Genomic DNA, 19917 nt, shown 5'->3' with positions numbered 1-19917 from the left:
AGACGACAAACCTCCTTGATATAGACAGCTATTCATCATCTTTATAGAAATGGAGATCGATAGTCTCTAACTGTTCCCTAATTTTTTCAATAGTTTTCGATAAATGGCTAAATAATTCAGGACTATCCTCCACTTCATTAAGGAACTCAGTGATTTCTTTTTGGTCCTCTTCACGCCAAGCAGGTATGTATTTATTTTCTTCGAAAACAACGCTATCCCTTATGGCAGCGTTTGCTACGGATAATATTTCAGAGGCACGTACAGCATTTTCAAAACGAGCTTGGTTTTCTTTTAAAAATGTGTCATAGTCCTTAATGATTGACTCTATTTTTGTTTTTTCTTCTTCGTCTTCTTTCCCTAGTAGGTATCCCATCTTAACAATAATTTCCTTGGATGCTTTGATGGTTTTATCCCTAATATCTGGGTCTGTTGTAGTGTAAATTAAATCTGAAAGTAATGTTGTATATTTATTTAGTTTGGCTTCTAATATGGGCAGTATGATACTAGAAACATCTATTTGTATCTCTTTTTTTCGACCGTCTGGATGGATGATAGCTAAAACTACTATTGGACTACCAGATAGATTTTCAATAGCTGCTCGGCAGCTTATATAAATAGTACCCACTTGTAACTTTAATGGTGTAGTAATCTTATGATTAGTTGATACATCATACAAGCTACCTGCTACCAGGCCTTTAAAATACCAAGTATCTAGAATCCATTCTTCATCGCCTGTTAAATGCTTCCCTCCTACCGTTAAAGAAATATTTTTATTGCAGGAAATCTGGGCAAAAAATCCAGGATCTTGAAATGGATAACCATTGTCTTCTAATGAAACGGTAGTGGTGCGTAGTTTACTATTGTTAATAACAATAGAATGATCTTCACTTAATGGCTTTAAAGTTTCTGAACATTTTATTTCTTCTTCTTGGATTGATTTTTTTATAGCTTTTTTGTGACAAATGTATAACCCGTAGGTTGCTAATTTATGGGTAGATTCAGGTGCCTCATTGCCATACTTATCTATCAATAGGGTGTCTAAGGTAATGGTACAATGGCCACTATCTTCATCAACTGCTGGTATAAAAAATAATGGATAGCCATCATCCTTATAGACAAAATCATATCCATCCCCTAATAGATCTCCATCTTCTGTTTCTAAATGGCCTGAGATTCCTTCTATAGATATCTTTTTAATCCTAAAACCCATACCATTGTTTTTTATATTTTCATCTTGAGATGCAAACAACATATCTATAGGAATCATTTGATCTTCAAAATAACCTTTCTGGTTATTTGACCTAAGTGAAACAGTATAACTTGGTATCTGCTTCGATAAGTTTTGTTGAGCTCCCCTATGGAAAAAACAAGCTTGCAAAGTGGTCAAAATGATCACTAAGAATAGTTTGAATAAATAGATAAATGGATGCATCGTTGAATACCTATTGAAATGTTTGACAATTACGATTTGTTTATTATTTTTATATTAAGGCGAGTTTTTATAGCTATTTATTAAGTTTGATGTACTATTTACACAACTCAATCAGTTACTTTATAGATTATATTGTAAGTAAAGACTGGCCAATAGACCGCTCGCTCCTTTATCTTTAAGCAAGCCAATGCAAGGGCCTATTCCTATGCCAATAGCCCAGTTTTGATTGAAATAAAAAGTATAATGGGCTCCTAAGGCTGCTCTGATATCCCACCCATTCCGATTTGGTAATCCAAAAATAATAGCCTTATAAGGGCCATATTCTACAATAGGCCCTAGAAACAAACTGATGTAATGGTCGGCATTTATAGTACAAAGTGTATATAAAAACGAGGGTGCAATGACCCATCGCATATGGTTTTTATAGTTAAATTTAACCAGTGAAATCCCCCCACTCAAGCGCAAGGCTAGCGATGCATTCAGATGCCTATGGTAATAGATACCATACCATATCTGATGATGCGGCATTCTATTGCAAGCTAACCCTACAGATCTACAACCTTCTGTATGCCTTAAACAAGGCGCTTTCTCTTCTTTTATATGCGTAATGCTATAACTAGTTCCATATTCTAAATTTTCTTTACCTTGTAAAGGAGTACAAAACATTAAAAGTAGCATAAATATTTTACGTAAATGATGCATATTTATAAAAATTTTATGCATTATACAAAATTAATTTAATAAAAGCAATAGATTTAAAATTATTTTTTCATATTTTTATGAATGAACCAAAATATTTCTATAGTATTTGCTTTTTTGATAGGCTATCAGCTGTTTTTTTACCTACACCTACTCTATTTAAATGATATACAACTTATACCTGATGCATTGGCTACATTCTTATCTTATTGTATAGCTGTGCAACATAACTGGATGGTTAATAGCCTATACGTACTATGCTTACTCCACTATCAATACGATAAAATTATTAGGTTGATTGAAAGACTTAAACAAAAATGCCACTTTAACAGTTTGTTAATATTAGGTTGGACAGTGCTTGTCTGTTGTTATTTAATCTATTACCCTATTTTTTGGGTAAAAGGAAATTTTCATATCTGGTTATATCCCTTGCTATTTGCATTAATTACCTTTCTGATTCCATTTGGTAATGATGAGGGTCAGTTCCAACTGATCAATCCTACTAAGACGCAAAACAGAGATAAAAGTATCACATTACCTGCATATAATGGACAATTGCCCATTAATAATCCACAAAGGGGCATATACATTTTAGGCAACCAAGGTAGTGGCAAAACACGCTATATATTGGAGCCTATTGTATACGCATTAATAAAAAAGGGTTATGCTGGCATCATCTATGATTATGACTTTGAAGGAAGGCCGACTACACCTGATCCTAACTACTGTCTTACCAAGTTCGCTTTTAATTGTTTCTTACAGTTCTGTGATCCTACTAAATTTCAATTCCATAGCATCAATTTTACTTCCTTGAGACTCAGTATACGTATCAACCCTATTGCGCCAAGATATATTCTAAACAGGGCTTACCTGGAGGAATACACTAGTGTACTATTACATAACCTGGCTCCAGATAAAAAAGATGATTTTTGGAACCTAAGTACCAAAGCATTGCTAAAAGGGATGATTGTTTTTTTGGCCAATAGAAGACCTAGGTGCTGTACCTTACCGCATGTATTGGTGCTGGCTACCAAACCTATTGCTAGCATACTTCAATTGATTGAAAGAGATGACGAAGCGGCTAGTTACGCTAGTTCTATCTTGGATGCTTTTAAGGGTGGAGAAAAAACAGCTGGGCAGTTGGTGGGTGTCATAGCTACCTTTAAAACGAATTTGCAAATACTTTTAAATAAAGATTTATTTTGGGTATTAAGCGGGGATGATTTAGACTTAACGATCAATGATAGCGCAAAACCAACGATCCTATGTATAGGTAATCATCCATCTGCTAAATCTGCCTTCTCACCAGTTATCTCGCTATTGCTAACGGTTTGCTTTAAAGCTATGTATGGTCATAATAGAATCAAAAGTTTTGTAGCCATAGATGAGTTGCCTACATTATTTATTCCAGAGTTAGCAGAGCTACCGGCTACTGCTAGAAAATATGGCATCAGCACAGTGGCTTGCCTATAATCTAATGCACAGTTAGAACATACCTACGGTAGCATAGGCGCTAAACGTATACAGGATACCTTTGTCAATAAGATTATTGGCAATGTAGAAGGGGTTTCTGCTGACTGGGCGAGTCATCTGATGGGAAAAAAAGAAAAAAAAGTGGTTTCTTCTTCTACCTCAACTAGTCATTACCAAAGTGGTCGTACAGAAACAGCTGGAGAGGGTACCCATCTACAGGAAAAATCTATTCTTTCCCCGCAAGATTTTATGGATTTTAAAGTGGGAACGTTTGCTGGAAGGGTAGTGGAAAGCAATCAAGCCTTCTTTAAATATAATTTAAAGAAGGTCAGTAGTTTTGATAAAAAATTTGAAAATCAAAAACTAAAGGATTTAAAAGAGATTTATGAACATGTCGATATTGAGCAAAACTTTAAAAAAATAAACCAAGAGATAGATGTTTTAATAGGTAGGTGTTCGTAAAATACGGAAGTGTTCAATTAACTGTGTCAGTTTCGGGCTTCACGTCAACTCAGATTTGACTCTTCCAGGAAAAAAGATGTCTATCTGAGATATGGTCAGTGCCCAGTTTCTGAGCGGCATAGTCCATTTATCCTCCATCTTCTTGATAGCGCAATATACTGATTTATACAAAGCATTGACACTGGTAAATGCCCCTTTTGTTTTGGTAAACTGTCTAATTTGTCTATGGAGGCTTTCTATTGGATTGGTCGTATAAATTAGCCTTCTGACAGGATCTGAATATTTAAAGTAACCAGACAAATGCTCCCAGTTGTTTTGCCAAGATTTGATAACCATTGGATACTTTTCTCCCCATTTTTCTTCTAATTCCAATAGATAATGTTCTGCAACTTCCTTATTTGAAGCTTGATATACTTGCTTTAAATCAGTTAAAAAACGTTTTACATCTTTGCTAGCTACATACTTGATGGAATTGCGTATCTGGTGTACTACACAGACCTGCACCTGTGCATTGGGAAAAGCGTTATTAATGGCTGCAGGGAAGCTTTTTAGTCCATCAACACAGGCAATAAGGATATCTTCTACACCCCTTGCCTTAAGCTCGTTGAGTACACCTAACCAGAAATTAGCTCCCTCACTTTCAGATAAATAGAAGCCTAACACTTCTTTTTTACCCTCTTGATCTATGCCTAATAAGGTATACAGACATTTACTTACACATTTCCCATCTTCTTTAACCTTAAAAAACATACCATCCATAAAAACTATGGGGTAGACCGATTGAAGAGGACGGTTACGCCATTCATTTATTACTGGCAATAAGCTATCTGTAATAGCCGATATTTCAGCAGCTGATACTTTATGATCATAGATTTCTTCAATATGAGCGGCTATAGACTTATAGCTCATACCACTAGAAAACATGCTTAAAATCTTGGTTTCCAGTTCAGGATGAAGATTTGTTTGACGCTTTTTAACTATTTGTGGATCGAAACTACCTGTTCTATCTCTAGGGGTTACCAAGTCAAAGGAACCAGAGCTTGTACGAAAAGTTTTACAACTTTTACCATTCCTTCGATTATTTACTATCCTCTCACTAGACAAATGATGGGCCATCTCACCTTCTAGACTCGCCTCTAGAAGCTTTTTTATCAGAGGGGTTAATGCCCCACCTTTGCCTGTCAATGGCTTACCTAAACGGATAGAGGACAAAATGTTTTCCTCCAAATCTTTATAATCTACTAAACCAACGTAATCATTGTTCATATGCTCTTCCATGTCTAAAAACCTTTAGTCGTTAATTATTTAATTTATAACTCTTTTAGGAATTGACACAGTTCATCGAACACTTCCGCATATTGCATTATTGAAGATCCTTTTGGTATTCAAATTCAACTAATGTATGATAATAGATTAAGGACTGAATAGAATTTCTCTTGAGCCGCCAAACTGATACACCCAGCCATTACTTAAGAAGCGACCAAATTTCTGTCAATAGTTGTGTGATTCGTAGAGGTTGTTACACCTCTGCTGTCCGATGAAGTTTAAACCTAACAAGTTTGTAGTAGTTATAATTTATATCCGTACAAAGTTAACAACTGAACAACTGTCAGATTAAATCTTGACTACTACATATAATACCTAAGGCTTTAACGGCATCTTTTCTAATTTCTTTGTTACCTTTGTATCCTGATTGTATTCTGCTATGAATGTCTTTTGTTAAGTTTTCTTTTTTTAGAGGCGATAATTCTTCATTTAGATGCGTGCGTGTATGATCAATATGGTGGCCTAATAATTCACGCATTGCTGGGTCTATATCGCTTTTAAAGTGTGCTACATTTTGAGTCAAATTTTTTCTGTCTATATGTGTGCCTATGCTGCCTGTTTCTTTATATTTAGTGATGTGTAATACGGCATATTGTATGGGTTCTATCGTATATTGCTGCATATAAATCATGGGGAATTTCTTTCCCTTTTGCTTGATTATAGATTAACGAAATCGGAGAATAGAGCGTTTGTGTGGATACACTTTACGTAGTAAAGTATAGTGTGCTATACTTTTCAAAAAGTAGCCTAAGGTTTTATATAAACTGTATGGGAGAAAACAGTTATATTTTGTGCAGTAGTCTTATGTTCTTTGAATAAGATTCAATAAGAAATTTATTGTTTTATATGCGCTTCATGTATTTCATATGCCCAGTTATCTATCATCCTGGTTTCCTCATTGAAGTTAATGCCCAGTAGTATAATGGCTTTTTGTCTGAGTAGATAAGGTTTATAATAGCCGTTGGCTTTGATTTGTTCTAAGGCCATTTTTCCGCTGGATCTATACTTTATCTCTATAATGTAAATAGCCGTTTCTAATTCTAAAACAATATCTGATCTGCCTTGACTAGAAGCTGATTCACTATGCATATGCATTTTCCTACCACCTAAAAATCGCAATCCTTGCAGCAACATATGTAAATTGCTGTGGTATTGTTTTTCCTGTTTTGTATCTATATAATAAGGCAATGTCGCAAAAGCTGTATTGATATGCTCTATAAACATTTCAATTTTTTTGTCAGCTAGTGCCTTTCTAATTTTATCCCGTTCTTGTAAAAAATAATCTTTTACACTCTTTTCCAAACTGGATTGTATGCTTTTCTGAAAAGAGGCTTCGATTTCTTTGTTAGGAAATTTTAACGTATATAGACCAGTAGATCCATCATAATGATCAATGGTTAAATACCCCGTTTGAAACATGAGAGACTTTAAACTAATCTCACTCCTACTGCCCGTATACATGAGATCTTCTCTAGTGGCCTCTATTTGTAGGTTATCTACCTGAAGGTCAAACCTATCAGGATCTGCTAACATCTGGTTAATCAGTAAACTCGGGCTACCGGATTCGTACCAGTAGTTTTCTAGTTTACCAGAGTCTAAAAATCTTAGCGTAGACCAGGGGTTATATACACTTGCTCCATCTTCATAAAACTTATATCCATTATAATAGGTTGCAATCTCTCCCATTACTTCTGATGGAGTGATCTTTTTATTTTCTTTTATACTCCATTTTTTACCAATATCTTCTAAGTTGTTTGAGAATATGGTTATAATTTCTTGCTGCGTATAACCAAACATCGCATCAGCAGATGCATCAATGGTAATGTCTTTTAAATGATTGGCCCCTGAAAAGACATCAGATAAACTAAACTTGCTTACCCCAGTAATAAAAGTGAGTTGAAAGTAGTCATTGAGTGACTTCAAGGTCATAAAAAAATCTTTCATGACTTTGATATTGGCCTTTTCTAGGTCAGAACCTTTGGTTAAATGGATAATAGGTGCATCGTATTCATCTATTAATAATACTATTTTCGATTCATAATCATTGCCTAATTTAGTCATATCTTCAACCAAATTAGAGAGCTTTGTTTTAAGAACCTGTCCAGTAAGCTTCAACTGGTATATTGAAGCAATCCGTATAAGTAAATCTTCTAAAGATAGTTGTAATGCTTCAGGTGTGTCATTAGTCAATCTAGAGTGGTCCAGTTTAATCACGGGATATTTCCTCCACTCATACCCATTTGCTGGCTTACCTATATGATAATCTTTAAAAACTTCTTTTTCTCCACTAGCTATAGTAGCCAGTGTATTGATAAACAGTGACTTCCCAAACCTTCGAGGCCGGGCTATAAATACAGGATTTTGTTTTTCTATGAGCTCTTGAGCATACCGGGTTTTATCTACATAATAGCCTGTTCGGATAACCCTTTCAACATCTGAATATCCAATAGGCAGTGCATCTATCTTACGCATAACTTTATCTTGTTAAAATTCTTTTTCTTTCTCTTTCTCTTTCATTGATTTCGTATGCTACCATACTTTTCCAAGCAAGTCGATCTTGTTCGGCTGCGATAGAAACCCGGTCAATTTTAGTTAAAGTAGAAGCCTTCTCTCGTAATTTTACAGCTTTTTCTTTAAGTTTTGTTGAGGAAATGATATTTTTTTGCAGCAAATTATAAGCCGCTAGCCGCTCATTGACTTTAAGACCCGCTGCATCATCGTCTAATAGATGCTGAATTTCTTTATTATTGGCTAATAACTCATCGGCTTCTCTTTGGTAAGCGTCTGCTAGGAGCAACTGTTTGGTATGACTGTACTCCCCGACTGTGCGATCATATTGCATTGACTTTTCAATCGCTTTATTCAGTTTTTTCAAATCAGTATATTGCCCATTTGCTGCTTTGATACCCACTAATTTACCGGTATTTTTCAAAAATCTATTCACTGAATAAATGGTTTGTTTTTCTCTTGCAGAGCTATATTTCATGTTTTTTTTGAGTTTATTGGTATATTTTGTTTCCAGTATATAGCGAGCAGGGTTTAAACTAATGCCCAATAGAACTTCCTCACATTTCGCACCAGAAAATATTTACTTATATAATTATTTTTTATTGATATAGAATAGTTTATAATAACTATAACTTTTACAAAAAATGATATAATTTCTTATGTGGTAATTTACCTGGTGTTGAAATATCTAACAAAGGAGTGAAGGTCACGCCATTGGATAATAGCGTTCCTGCAGAGGCATAGGACGTTACGATGGACAGGTAAACCCTAAATATGTTCAGGATCAGTGGGTTCAGTTTTATACACATATCTCAGATCAATATAGTCCTTTTTATACCATGGTTATCAGCTGGGTTAGAGATTCAACCCATGTGTTAGATGGCCTGCTGTATCACGAAAGTGATCTATAAATCCGGGAGCATTATACCGATAGATCTGGTTTCACCGATCATGTCTTTGCCATGATGCACCTACTTGGTTTTGTGTGTGGACCTTTTTATGCTTTGTTAACTCCGTTCTCATAGTGAAACTTGCTGAACACTGCAAGCATTGAAACTGTCCTGCTCTTTTGTGGACTCGTTTATGTTTTGTTAAATACTCTTCCTTCTTGAAACTTGCCGGACACTCATCACATTTGAATGACCTTACTCCTTTGTGGACTTGTTCATGTTTTGTTAAATACTCTTCCCTCTTAAAAAGTTGCCCACACTCCACACATTTGAACACTTCATTTATATGGTCGCCTTGTTTATGGTTTTTTAAATTCTGTTTCCTCTTGAAACGTTTCGGACACTGATCACATTGGTACGATTTTTCTCCTGTGTAGGTACGTTTATGATATGTTAAGATACTTTTTTGAGCGAAAGCTTTGCCACATGGTTTACCATTGGTGTCTGTAAAATTACACTTGTACGGTTTTTCTCCTGTGTGGGTACGTTCATGATATGTTAAGGTACTTTTTTGAGCGAAAGCTTTGCCACATGGTTTACCATTGGTGTCTGTAAAATCACATTTGAACAGTTTTTCTCCTGTGTGGGTTCTTTCATGGTTTTGTAAATAAACTTTCCAAGCGAACCTTTTACCACAAAAACATTTGAAAGGTTTGTAGCATTTCTTTAATAAACTAATCATCTCTTGACTAGCAAAAGTATTTTTCTCTCTCCCTATTCCTTCATTTGTCTTTGCCCAATCAATGGCAAGTTTTAATAGATTACTTGGTGCACCTGCCTTCTCGAATAAGAGTTTAACAAAACCTACATCGCTCTTTGCGACTCCAATCTCAAACGGGGTACGTTCTTTGTCATTACGCATATAATATACTTCTTTTATACGTTCGTTTGCATCAATCTTATCCAAGTACAGTCCAGCAGAATTTACATTGCCATTTTCAGCGAAAGTATGAAGCTGGGTAGTATTTTTTTGATATGCTAATGCTTCATTCTTTGTTGCATGATTAATACTATTATCTTCTACTGAATCATTTTCCTCATTATCTTGGTTAAAAAGAGTAGATTGAATAACAATTTTTAATAGATCATTTTTAATAGGTCCACTACTAGATCCATCTTGAGTATTTTCGAATTGATTGTGCCTTTTGATATATTCATTTAAGAATTTAGCCGCATTGTTGTCAGAATGATCATCTGCCCAAACAATAGCACGGTTTGCTATATCAAACGGTATAGTATATCCATATTCCACTAACTTTTTAAGACACTTGTCACATCCTTTTACCGTTAAAATATCAATGCAATTCAAGTCCTGATTATTTGTTATGATTAAACAATCATTTATCGCTTTTTTTAGATTAAAATTTTGCAAGCGCTTTGCTGTAACCTCTACATTATCTAATATCCTTGTAAAAATATGGTTGGAACTGCCATTGCACATTTCAGCTGCAGTATGTAATGCAGCCTGAATAGCATATGCTGCACTATCTTTTGATATAAGTTCTTTATTGCGTAACGTATTAATAAAAGATAGATTTCCACTTTTGGTTGCACACTCAAGAACATTCTGTAATGCTTTATTTTCTATAGCTAAAATGCTTTTTATATCTCCCTGAATCAGTTTATGGTTGCATCCCACGCATAGGGGTGGAAAAAACAAATCCAATAGCCCAGCGATCAATCGTTTCATCATATAGAAGTATGTGTTCAGCGCATTGGTTTTTATTAGGCATCTGTTCCAATCACTGGTTTTTTGTCCACTTTTTTATCAAGAAAAAAGCTATTATCTTACTATGCAAGTTTTTTAGTCATTTTGTACTCGTTTTTGATACTTTTGACGAAGCTTCTTTTTTGTTGTATAAGCTTATGCGCCAGCTCTAGGAGCTTCCTCATACATGCTACGATAGCCACTTTTTTAGGCTTATATTTACCTACTAATCTATCATAGCATTCTTTTAAATATAGGAACCACTTTTTCCCTGCTAATACAGCCATATACAGTGCATCTCGTGGTATTTTCCTTCCTCCCCTAATAAATCTTTTTCCCTGTTTTTTCCCACTATCAGCCGCATATGGTGCTATACCTACTAAAGCTGATAGTTGATTACTACTGTAGCTTCTATCACCTAATTCAGGTAAAAAACTGACTAATTTAGTGGCTAAACATTTCCCGATTCCTGGAATGGTTTCTAGTATATTAGCCTTTTCGTCTAGATCCTTATCAGTAGTTATGGTTTTATTTAACGCTTTATCAATAATTTTTATTTCTTTTTCTAAAAAATCGATATGCCTTTCTATGCTTTCTTTATCTATATTAGTCTGGCTATGGTGTAACCGTTTCTTTTCATTGCTTAATGTAGCTACCAGCTCTTCTCTTCTTTGTTGTTGCCTTTTAAGCCGATCTGTTGTAATATAATAGCTGTAATTAGCTTTCAATCCCCTTTCCTGTCCATAGCGAGCTAGTTTAAAAGGTAGAGTAGAGCACTGGCGCGGTGAAGTATAGGACCAGGTTTATCCGTGTCCATCGTTTCCGATTTCGTGCCTAAATAACCCAATCTCTCTTTCCCGTTTCCAGCACCCCCCCGTCGCACCGTACGTGAGGTTTTCCCTCATACGGCGCACGGATCGTCTTCTTCGTCTGCATTACGTCCATCTGTATCGCACCCGATAAGCTCCTACATTGACTAATTTGTACACTTTGTGGAGCTTCTCGTCGGGGAGTTCCTTATACCCGTTCTTCCTACTCCCTTTCTTTTTCATGATAAATCTTCTCAGACGCCTGTTTGCATGCCCTTGTACTTTCCTAAATCTCCTAGAACTGGCCGTGTGACGGTAATACTCCGTCCACCCCAGTAAGGATGCGTTTAAGTCTTTAACAATAGTTTCAACACTTTCGTGCAACCGGTTCCGATAGGTCAATTGCGTGACTTTCTTAATAATCCGCTTGATTGCATCAGGTGTAGGATACATATGGGTAACGGGTTTCTGATATCTTGGCGAGTATCCCCTTTTAAAGGCATACCCTAAGAAATTGAAACCTTCTTCGGCCGTGGTCATTCGACTCTTTTCTTCATTGATCGAAAGGCCCAAGCGTTGCAGATACCCACATAAAATACCCAAAATCTTCTCTACCGGTTTATTCGACACTATCACGAGATCGTCCGCATAGCGGACAATCTGTGCATTCCACCCATTCCTTTCGGTCATCCGCTTGACCCATACTGTGTCTAGCAGATTCAGGTATATATTAGAAAGTAAGGGCGAAATGGGGGACCCTTGAGGGGATCCTTGTCGAGTAGCAACTTCTTCGCCTTTAAGGACTCCTGAGCGAAGCCAGGCTTGTATTAACTTTAGAACATACCTATCACTGATTCGCTTTTGAATGACTTTCATAAGCTTATCGTGTGGGATTGAGTCAAAGTATCGCTTCAAATCAATATCTAAAACTTGGGTGAGCCCGTAATTAAGCCATTTATATATTGATAGACTTGCATGGACTGCGGATCGTTTAGGTCGAAACCCAAATGAGCATTCTTGGAAGTCTGCTTCAAAAATTGGCTCTATAACAAGACGGGTTGCAGTTTGTACTAAGCGGTCCTTAATCGTGGGCACTCCCAAGATTCTTATTCCTCCTTTCGGTTTGGGTATTTCCACGCGCTTTGTCTTATTGCTTCGGTAGCTTCCTGATTCCAGTTCTTTTTGAACTTGTCCAAGAAACGCTTCTTCCCCTTGTTCTTTGATTTGTTCTATTGTTATTCCATCTATGCCTGGTGCCCCGTGATTTGCACAAACCTGTTTCCATGAACAGACCAGTACGTCCAATCTATATATTTTGTCATGAAGGGTGTAGAAGCTGCGTTTAGGATTAGACTTAGCAGATCGATAAAGTTCTCGCTGCAGTTCTCGGACGCTTTGTGCCATGTGGTTACCTTGCGGAATCATGGTATCTTTCCCTGTTTTGAAAACATGACGAAACTGAAGATCCTTCGCTCCGGTAAGGTTTTGTTGTCCTTGCCATCTTCACTACTACTATCTTCCCGACTTCCTGCACAGCATCGGAACGAACTTCGACTTGCGCCTTATATCCTTCCTTACTCTTGGAACTTAAAGACCGTGCAGGATCTCCCACGTTTCTCCTCCTTTCTTTCCTACGTGCCGCCCCTGCTACGCCGGGAGATAAGTGACGGTTATTGACCTGTTATCTTTCCGTCACTTTACAGCTTTCGCCCACCAGACGAGAGGCTCAGCATCTCCAATTCCCAGATTTCTCTGGTAAGACCTTCACGGCGCTACATATAGGTTCCTTGCGTACGGCCCGCAGTTTGCGTAGCTCCTTGTACAGAGCCGTCGTCGAGTGGCTTCATCTACAAAAATTACTCTTTATAGATGCACTCCTCGCTACCTGGCCAACAGGCCTATTGCCAGGGTGGGACTTGCACCCACTAGAAAGGAGGCCTTCGTGGCACGCCATCTACCTTATCGGTTTTAGTTATATGATGCATTGCCTTAGCAAAGTGTTTGATTTGCCTTGGATTAACAACTGAAACAGCTAGCTCAGCTGCTATAAGCATCTCTACTAATAAAGCGCCATAATTGCCAGTGGCTTCTAAAACACAGTGATGCAAGGATCTATCAAGTTGAGCCAAAAATAGGTTAAGCCCATTTACATCATTTGAATATTTAGACGTAGTAAATCCTTCACCTTTAGGAAAAGCAGCTACAAAGCTGCTTTTTGATATATCAATGCCTATATATTTCATATTATTAGAAAGTTTATACTAAATTGAATCATCTTATAAACTATCGTCGCAACCACGGGCTCTAAGGGCCAACGAACTATTCAGTTTTTAAGATGAAAAGAGCTGGGGGCGGAACGTGTAAAACGGCATCTAATACCAGCACTTGAGCGACCTTATTCCAGCTCTTTAATAAGATAATCTTACTTAATACAAACGTACGACACTTAATTGGACAGAGCCAGGAAATATACTAATCGGAATCGGATCCTTCCTCTTGATAAACTTCTCCTTGATAAGTTTCTTCTTCAAATTTTCTCTCATAAGATTCAAAGAACTTATCCAAAAACTCTAAAAAATCTTTAGCAAAAAGCTTTGATTTACCATCAGGGCTAATAGAATATATATTTTCTTTCTTTTTCCCAGACAAATTTATATAATACTCGTCACCTTGATCTATACCTGCTATTAACCAACACGATTTTATTTGTGCTGCTTTCATTTTACTCGTTCTACAACGATTCTCAAATCCACGTTGTATCGATGATATATATTGAATTCTTTTTTCATTATCACCGGTATGTACAGTAGGTCCATATATCTCGAAACCTCCACCATCTATAGATCCATATTTATTTAAAAATGCTTTATACTCTTTGTCTATACTAGACATATTAAACATATCTACAGTTCTACCCAGCTTATTAATTACCAAATCCAGTTCTTCATTAGTTACAGGTGATCCTTTTTCAAAATCTTCTTTGTCCAAGAATTTTTTTATCTTTTCATCCAGTTGTGTATTAGTTCCACGTTGAGGCACACTATGTTCACCTTCTTTCTTAGAACTAGATTGGACGCTTGTATCTCCAGTTTCCATTTGGTAACGATAACTTGATGAACACCCTAAATGCGTTACACCTATGAATAATAAAGGGTATATGTTTTTTATTCTTATGGTTCTTAACATAATATGAATTTTTGTAGAGTTCATGATATACAATAAAATATTTAATTTATTAGTTTATATATTAACTTCTTTTTTACTCGATTTACAAGCTTGTCATCTAGCTCATTAGTGGCCAACTCTACTTCTCCAGTAATCATAAGAGTTCCTGGTCACGTTTCTTTTAGGAATATTTGTGAGATTATCTATAAACCGAGTTTTCTCTTTGTGTAAACTTACTGGTAGCTCAATTGTTACACGATCACTTCTAAGTAAATGATCTATATCTACCTTTTCGAGCCCACTTCCGAAATCGGAAATAGGCGAAGTCCCCCGTCTTGACTTAGCCAAATTACTGCGCCAATTTGGATCAGACCCTTGGTCGTAAAGACTCTTGAGCCTAAACTCTATTGTATCCTCCCTAGTATGTACTAGATCCCAAACTAAATTTGGGGTATCGTTAAGCCCACTAAAATAGGTTACCTTTTCTGGAATGGACATTCTACTTTGCTTACATCTAAGACAATGATAAAACACAAACATGAAATGTTTTTTCATACTAGTATTATTATGATCAGTACCGTCTACAAAACCTTCGTTTCGTAATCTCCCAAGTTTACTTCTTAACTCCTCGATCAATGGCCTATTTTCTTGTGCCACTGTAATACCTGCTCCCCTTACTAAGAGATCTTGTTCTAATAGATCCTGCCTTGTAATAGGAGTTATATTCGACCTATGCGCTCTAATAGCGCTACAAGAGTGTAAGAATAAACCAGTATACAATAATATTACTTTATTCCGTGATTTTATAAATCTTATGTACACATGTAAAAATTTATACATTGATCTTATCATAATGGATATAGATTTAAATAGTACTTGCTCAGATATACAACCGTAAAGTGAACCCTTAATAATAAATATTCTTATTAAGAAACATCCTTACCCTATTTCAAACACTGGTTCCCATGCAAACTAATATATTAAAAATATAAAATAGTTTAGCGCTCATAATTAAATGCTACAAAATCTGCTGAAGGTAACACGATCATTTACTTCTTCTTCCACTAGCACCCTCTAGAACTTAAGGTTTCTTTTCACGCCACTAGGACCTGCACCATGATCATTGATTGCCACCACGTCTAGGTCTATTCTTATCATAGGTATTAGGGTCACTACTATAATCTTTTTTAGGAGGAGTAACCTTAGTACTAGCACCTTCTTTGCGCACCTTAGGTCCTGTTTCAATCTTTCAATTTTGTAAAAGAATCCATAATAATGCCACCAGCCTCGAAGAACCGGATTATACATTCTTGAGAAGTCCTCAAGAAATTGTGAGCTTCTCAGATTGAGCTTCCACCGTCTCATTTCCTGACTCATAGCTTTTATAGAGGCTTTACTTACAGCTGGAGAGAAGTTCACGAAGAACTCTTCTTTGGATGTACTGTAGGATAACCGAGGCCTAAAAGTGTACCCTAAAAAGTCAAAGCTTATTATAGAATAATCTTGGACTCTTAGTTTGTCCTTACAGTAAACAATCCTGGTCTTGTTCTCGTTGAGCTCTAGTCCGCATTCTTTAAAGCGCTTCGTAAATCTCTCTTTTATGTATTCTGCCTGCTTTTTCGTTTTACAATGTACAAGTCCATCATCCGCGTAACGGCAAAATTCCACGCCGAGAAATGTCCTTTTCATCCACAAATCAAAAGCATAATGCAAAAATAAGTTGGCTAGAAGAGGGCCAATAACCCCACCCTGGGGTGTGCCTTGGGTACGTTCTGAGAGAATACCCTCCCGTATCATCGGAGCTTTCAACCATCTTTCTACATAAAGAAGAATCCACTCTTTATCTGTATGTTTTCTTAGAGCGCTCATTAGCAAAGCATGATCAATGTTGTCGAAAAGACCCTTGATATCAAATTCAAGAACCCAATCATATTTCCAACATCTCTGGCGAATCCTCCATAGCTGTACTGTATTTAGAGAAGTTATTTACATTTCTACCTCTCCCGAATACATCTGCGGCACACTTAATCCAAAAAACCAACCGGTACTAGTTTTACCTTTAGTAGCAATCGATTTAGCAACCTTATGAGCATAGGCTCTTTTGATGTTACAAACCTTGATGGCCGTGGAATCTATAAAATAACAGCCTGTTTTCTTTTTAGGCAGACTTTGTGTAAAAAAAAAATAACGGAACTAGTACTCTAGGTACCAACTCTATGAAGCGATTATAGCTTACTAGTTTCTTAAATTCACTGGAATGAAATTTTTGTAAATGAATGTAATAAGACTTAAAATTTCTAAATCCAATTACATGAAAGGCAATAAGGATAGTCATTATTTCACTTAAATTTAATGAACACGTCCTAGTTGGTTTTCTTTCAGAATGGGTCAGCAGTTTCTTTTCCATATAAGGCATAAATTTTATGAGAAATTCATCAACAGCATAATATATTTCAACTAATTTTTCTACATTCATAATTGGCTCCTTTGTTAATTTGGTTGAAAATTTGATCTCCAAATTTAAAACACAAAGGAGCTTTTTAAACTATTTATGAAAAATCTAATCCCGAACTCAGGTTAATATTAACATGTGATTTTTAAAGCAGATTATAAAACCATATAAAGTATAGAATTTTCTGGTCAAGGCCATCTATTCTTCGCTAATGCTTCGGAACAATCATAGGTTCAAATATACCCGATCTATCTCTTGGAACATCCAAGTCTATCCCTCCCTGATCCGTGGTTAAGCGCTTGTTGTAGCTGCTATTTCTGGAATTATCAGAATGGTTTCTAACATATTTACTATACCCTAAATGATTGTCTAACTCAGAGGCTAGAGCCCGCTCTACTATATTTTTCGTTAAAAACCTTGAATAGACCATCTTGAGCAAAGATAGTCGATAAATCTGCGCCACCTTCTAACAATAAATCTATCGCTGCTTGAACTTATAGTAATATAGTAGAACAACGAAAATGATTTTACACAATCTGCTGGAAAGGCCCGAATCTATATCATATAAGTTACCATATGATAAATTATAAATCTTCCACAAGGTTTTTATCCTTTTCTTTATGATGGTTGCAGTAAAAATGATCTTATTGTTTCTACAGTATTTTCACTTAACGTTGTATGATTCAGAATACATCTAGAAGGAATTAATATGTTATCATCATTGAGAAGGTGAAATTCCTTATCGGCGATGTATAATTTTACATTTTCAGGGTAAACAGAAAGACATGCAGTCAAGAAATTTGGATCATTTTCTGGTATACACTCTACAAGTGAGTCATAACTATCTGTTCTTCCAAGCTGGTTTTTCAGTGAAAGCATGGTATCATGTGCCCGGTCTTTTTGCTCAGCAGTGCCCTCCTTTTTAGTAATAATTTTGGCATATTCTTTAACAAGATTATGAACCTGATTCCTGTTAGGATTTACAATACCGGGATCAATACGTTCCATAAGATCTACTACACCAGCTACAATTAATATAGGAATATGATGCGTAGAGTCACGTAGGAAATTCTTTACATCTTCTAAATAATGGAGATTTGATATAGCTGGAAATAAAAAATTGGCAATCTTGCTTGTTCCGAATAATATTTTTGTCATTGCGTAAATTTTGAACTTGTCTTGCCATTGGGTAGTGTGACCAAATACTTCTCGTGACTTGTTGAAAAAAGTTCTTATATCAGCTCCATCATTGCTCATTAAGTCCATTCCTGATAAACATGAATGGAAGCAGATTATCTTCTTAATATTAAGTTTATTTTTATGATTTGCTCCTAAAAGGCAGGCTACCACTCCACCTTGACTATTACCTATTATATGGATAGGGAGCGTTTGAAGTTGTTGCTCTGTAAACATTGGATAATGTTCTTTGAGTTTTTTTAATATTTCTTTAGCACATGCCTTTACTTGTGTTTCCATTGGGATATGCATCGCTTTAAACGCTCCCTCCCTACATGTTAATGAAATGTACAAGAATTCTTCTTCGCCGAGCTTTTTTATAAACGGGTTAACTTCATGCCTGTCCGCACCCCCACCATGCAAGTATACTATGATGGGTTTACTTTCTGTTCTAGATTTAGGTCGAGATCCAGATTCAGATGTAGATGCTTGAGGTACAGGTATACTTTGCATGTGCACCTTGTTATATTGTTGACAACCTAATATACTTATTATAACTGTTAAGTATAATAAGCACTGTATTTTGAAATTACACGATTTCATTGTAGGAGGTTTAAGAGGATTCTATTTAAGTAATAACTGCACCTAACAAGCTTAGGTCAATATGTATTTATTAATTAAATTTCAATTCTCCAAATATAGAATTGTACTTATCAACATGAGCTTAGTACAATAAGCTTTATTAATCTGAAAATGAATGATTTTAAATTATTTATTATGACGGATTGATTTTGAATTTTATAAAAGATGTAAAGGTCTATCCAAGAATTACTTAAAAAACCCTATAATGATATTTTAACGCTAAGATATTACAAAAGTGTTTAAATTAAGTAAGTATGAATTTGTATAAAAATGTTTTACAAATTTTTATCGCAATGGCTCCATATATATAGTTAAGTTGACCTGTCTATTTAGGCTATGGATAAAATATATATTTAAATTTTTTACTTTATAAAATAAATTATATTCCAATGGATAAATAACTAGATAAGTATATGCTTGTCTATTTAGGTTCCTATTGATTTAAATTTTTTGCATTATGTCAGTCAAGAAAAGTAAGAGAAATAAGCAACCTCTTGTGGACGCTTATGATGTTTTTGGGGTGATGTCTGCGTTATTAGAACAACCAGATAAGCCAGATCTGAATACGGAAAACTTATGGGTAATTGCGTTAGATAAAGGAGAAAGTATTTTAAATCTTGAACTCTGCGGCATGGGTAGCTATCGTACAGTAGTAAAAGAGCCAGCAGATATATTGAGCATACCTTTACAAAAGAAAGCTTTTGGTATTGTCCTGATTCATAACTGCCCAACAGGGGATTTAACCCCATCTGAAGAAGACATAGATATTACAGATCGTCTCCATCAGGCAGCAGCTATAGTGGGTATCAAGCTATTAGATCATCTCATCATTACAGAAGGTAGTTTTTATGATTTTAAAAACAATGGCTTGATGGATCAGATATATAAAAGTGGCAAGTATCTCCCTAGTCATGAGATGGAACAAAGACTCAAAAAAGAAATAAGCGATATGACTAAAAAAATGACTTCTGTTGAGCAATCAGGAAAAAATATAGGGAAAATAGAGGGAAAACTAGAAATAGCTGAAGCTATGCTTAAAGATGGCTATGACCTAGAAAAAGTTGCAAGCATAACGGGTCTGTCTCTGAGCCAAGTAAAAAAACTTGTATGATTGT

At 35.8% G+C, this 19917-nt stretch carries 17 protein-coding genes and 3 pseudogenes; 4 read left to right on the top strand and 16 right to left on the bottom strand.

The annotated features are described in order from the left end of the window. Positions 1–28: 28 nt before the first annotated feature. Together CE557_RS01040 and CE557_RS01035 are read right to left on the bottom strand one after the other, a co-directional pair. Positions 29–1432, bottom strand: a complete 1404-nt coding sequence (locus CE557_RS01040) for a hypothetical protein (protein WP_114909775.1) — start codon at positions 1430–1432, stop codon at positions 29–31. Between the two features lie 120 nt (positions 1433–1552). Then, positions 1553–2134, bottom strand: a complete 582-nt coding sequence (locus CE557_RS01035) for a hypothetical protein (protein WP_162789916.1) — start codon at positions 2132–2134, stop codon at positions 1553–1555. 81 nt (positions 2135–2215) lie between these two features. On the opposite strand from CE557_RS01035, the gene CE557_RS01030 reads away from it, so the two are divergent. Together CE557_RS01030 and CE557_RS05245 are read left to right on the top strand one after the other, a co-directional pair. Then, positions 2216–3604, top strand: a complete 1389-nt coding sequence (locus tag CE557_RS01030) for a type IV secretion system DNA-binding domain-containing protein (RefSeq protein WP_114909773.1) — start codon at positions 2216–2218, stop codon at positions 3602–3604. Positions 3605–3616: 12 nt separating this feature from the next. Next, a pseudogene (locus CE557_RS05245) lies at positions 3617–4066 on the top strand (TraM recognition domain-containing protein); the annotation flags it as partial. Between the two features lie 39 nt (positions 4067–4105). On the opposite strand, the gene CE557_RS01020 reads toward CE557_RS05245, so the two are convergent. The 4 genes from CE557_RS01020 to CE557_RS01005 all read right to left on the bottom strand — a co-directional run bounded on the left by CE557_RS01020 (position 4106) and on the right by CE557_RS01005 (position 8378). Further along, on the bottom strand, positions 4106–5332 hold the full coding sequence (locus CE557_RS01020; protein ID WP_162790027.1) for an IS256 family transposase: 1227 nt from the start codon (positions 5330–5332) through the stop codon (positions 4106–4108). Positions 5333–5675: 343 nt separating this feature from the next. Continuing rightward, a complete protein-coding gene (locus CE557_RS01015; RefSeq protein ID WP_162789915.1) occupies positions 5676–6014 on the bottom strand; it encodes a plasmid recombination protein in 339 nt (112 codons plus the stop codon). Positions 6015–6226: 212 nt separating this feature from the next. Then, the gene (locus tag CE557_RS01010) at positions 6227–7864 is read right to left on the bottom strand and encodes an AAA family ATPase (RefSeq protein ID WP_114909770.1); all 1638 of its coding nucleotides are present in this window, start codon (positions 7862–7864) and stop codon (positions 6227–6229) included. Positions 7865–7868: 4 nt separating this feature from the next. Next, on the bottom strand, positions 7869–8378 hold the full coding sequence (locus CE557_RS01005; protein ID WP_114909769.1) for a hypothetical protein: 510 nt from the start codon (positions 8376–8378) through the stop codon (positions 7869–7871). A gap of 277 nt (positions 8379–8655) precedes the next feature. Between CE557_RS01005 and CE557_RS01000 the strand changes: the two are divergent. After that, a pseudogene (locus CE557_RS01000) lies at positions 8656–8895 on the top strand (Tn3 family transposase); the annotation flags it as partial. Here the strand turns inward: CE557_RS01000 and CE557_RS05240 are convergent. The 10 genes and pseudogenes from CE557_RS05240 to CE557_RS00950 all read right to left on the bottom strand — a co-directional run bounded on the left by CE557_RS05240 (position 8843) and on the right by CE557_RS00950 (position 18673). Further along, positions 8843–9532: a C2H2-type zinc finger protein gene (locus CE557_RS05240; RefSeq protein WP_223245929.1), complete on the bottom strand. Its 690-nt coding sequence runs from the start codon at positions 9530–9532 to the stop codon at positions 8843–8845. The pseudogene CE557_RS01000 and the gene CE557_RS05240 overlap by 53 nt on opposite strands. 1109 nt (positions 9533–10641) lie before the next feature. Continuing rightward, positions 10642–11286, bottom strand: a complete 645-nt coding sequence (locus CE557_RS00990) for a transposase (RefSeq protein ID WP_114909767.1) — start codon at positions 11284–11286, stop codon at positions 10642–10644. A 207-nt stretch (positions 11287–11493) separates the two neighbouring features. Beyond that, positions 11494–12792 carry a group II intron reverse transcriptase/maturase gene (ltrA, locus tag CE557_RS00985; RefSeq protein WP_114909766.1) on the bottom strand — a complete coding sequence of 433 codons (1299 nt, stop codon included), beginning with the start codon at positions 12790–12792 and terminating at the stop codon, positions 11494–11496. Between the two features lie 500 nt (positions 12793–13292). Then, positions 13293–13610, bottom strand: a complete 318-nt coding sequence (locus tag CE557_RS00980) for an IS110 family transposase (RefSeq protein WP_223245890.1) — start codon at positions 13608–13610, stop codon at positions 13293–13295. Between the two features lie 229 nt (positions 13611–13839). Further along, positions 13840–14553: an SMI1/KNR4 family protein gene (locus CE557_RS00975; protein ID WP_162789913.1), complete on the bottom strand. Its 714-nt coding sequence runs from the start codon at positions 14551–14553 to the stop codon at positions 13840–13842. A 105-nt stretch (positions 14554–14658) separates the two neighbouring features. Then, on the bottom strand, positions 14659–15312 hold the full coding sequence (locus tag CE557_RS00970) for a hypothetical protein (RefSeq protein ID WP_162789912.1): 654 nt from the start codon (positions 15310–15312) through the stop codon (positions 14659–14661). A 294-nt stretch (positions 15313–15606) separates the two neighbouring features. Further along, complete coding sequence (locus CE557_RS00965) at positions 15607–16485, bottom strand: reverse transcriptase domain-containing protein (RefSeq protein ID WP_223245928.1); 879 nt, start codon at positions 16483–16485, stop codon at positions 15607–15609. A gap of 66 nt (positions 16486–16551) precedes the next feature. Then, positions 16552–17008, bottom strand: a pseudogene (locus CE557_RS00960) (transposase); the annotation flags it as partial. A 184-nt stretch (positions 17009–17192) separates the two neighbouring features. Beyond that, positions 17193–17414 carry a transposase gene (locus tag CE557_RS00955; protein WP_162789911.1) on the bottom strand — a complete coding sequence of 74 codons (222 nt, stop codon included), beginning with the start codon at positions 17412–17414 and terminating at the stop codon, positions 17193–17195. Positions 17415–17602: 188 nt separating this feature from the next. Continuing rightward, positions 17603–18673: an alpha/beta hydrolase gene (locus CE557_RS00950; RefSeq protein ID WP_162789910.1), complete on the bottom strand. Its 1071-nt coding sequence runs from the start codon at positions 18671–18673 to the stop codon at positions 17603–17605. A gap of 586 nt (positions 18674–19259) precedes the next feature. Between CE557_RS00950 and CE557_RS00945 the strand changes: the two genes are divergently transcribed. Beyond that, complete coding sequence (locus tag CE557_RS00945; RefSeq protein WP_114909761.1) at positions 19260–19913, top strand: JAB domain-containing protein; 654 nt, start codon at positions 19260–19262, stop codon at positions 19911–19913. The last annotated feature ends 4 nt before the right edge of the window (positions 19914–19917 follow it).

This window comes from Cardinium endosymbiont of Sogatella furcifera, from assembly GCF_003351905.1.
In the GTDB taxonomy this organism is placed as follows: Bacteria; Bacteroidota; Bacteroidia; order Cytophagales; family Amoebophilaceae; genus Cardinium.
The sequence above is the reverse complement of the archived record's forward strand: the minus strand, read 5'-3'. Positions and strand labels throughout refer to the sequence as shown.

Coding starts and splice junctions, on each gene's coding strand:
- CE557_RS05240 (WP_223245929.1), bottom strand. CDS start 9,532: ATGATTAGTTTATTAAAGAAATGCTACAAACCTTTCAAATGTTTTTGT.
- CE557_RS01015 (WP_162789915.1), bottom strand. CDS start 6,014: ATGCAGCAATATACGATAGAACCCATACAATATGCCGTATTACACATC.
- CE557_RS00945 (WP_114909761.1), top strand. CDS start 19,260: ATGTCAGTCAAGAAAAGTAAGAGAAATAAGCAACCTCTTGTGGACGCT.
- CE557_RS01020 (WP_162790027.1), bottom strand. CDS start 5,332: ATGAACAATGATTACGTTGGTTTAGTAGATTATAAAGATTTGGAGGAA.
- CE557_RS01005 (WP_114909769.1), bottom strand. CDS start 8,378: ATGAAATATAGCTCTGCAAGAGAAAAACAAACCATTTATTCAGTGAAT.
- CE557_RS01035 (WP_162789916.1), bottom strand. CDS start 2,134: ATGCATCATTTACGTAAAATATTTATGCTACTTTTAATGTTTTGTACT.
- ltrA (WP_114909766.1), bottom strand. CDS start 12,792: ATGATTCCGCAAGGTAACCACATGGCACAAAGCGTCCGAGAACTGCAG.
- CE557_RS00975 (WP_162789913.1), bottom strand. CDS start 14,553: ATGTTAAGAACCATAAGAATAAAAAACATATACCCTTTATTATTCATA.
- CE557_RS00955 (WP_162789911.1), bottom strand. CDS start 17,414: ATGGTCTATTCAAGGTTTTTAACGAAAAATATAGTAGAGCGGGCTCTA.
- CE557_RS00950 (WP_162789910.1), bottom strand. CDS start 18,673: ATGCAAAGTATACCTGTACCTCAAGCATCTACATCTGAATCTGGATCT.
- CE557_RS01030 (WP_114909773.1), top strand. CDS start 2,216: ATGAACCAAAATATTTCTATAGTATTTGCTTTTTTGATAGGCTATCAG.
- CE557_RS01040 (WP_114909775.1), bottom strand. CDS start 1,432: ATGCATCCATTTATCTATTTATTCAAACTATTCTTAGTGATCATTTTG.
- CE557_RS01010 (WP_114909770.1), bottom strand. CDS start 7,864: ATGCGTAAGATAGATGCACTGCCTATTGGATATTCAGATGTTGAAAGG.
- CE557_RS00980 (WP_223245890.1), bottom strand. CDS start 13,610: ATGAAATATATAGGCATTGATATATCAAAAAGCAGCTTTGTAGCTGCT.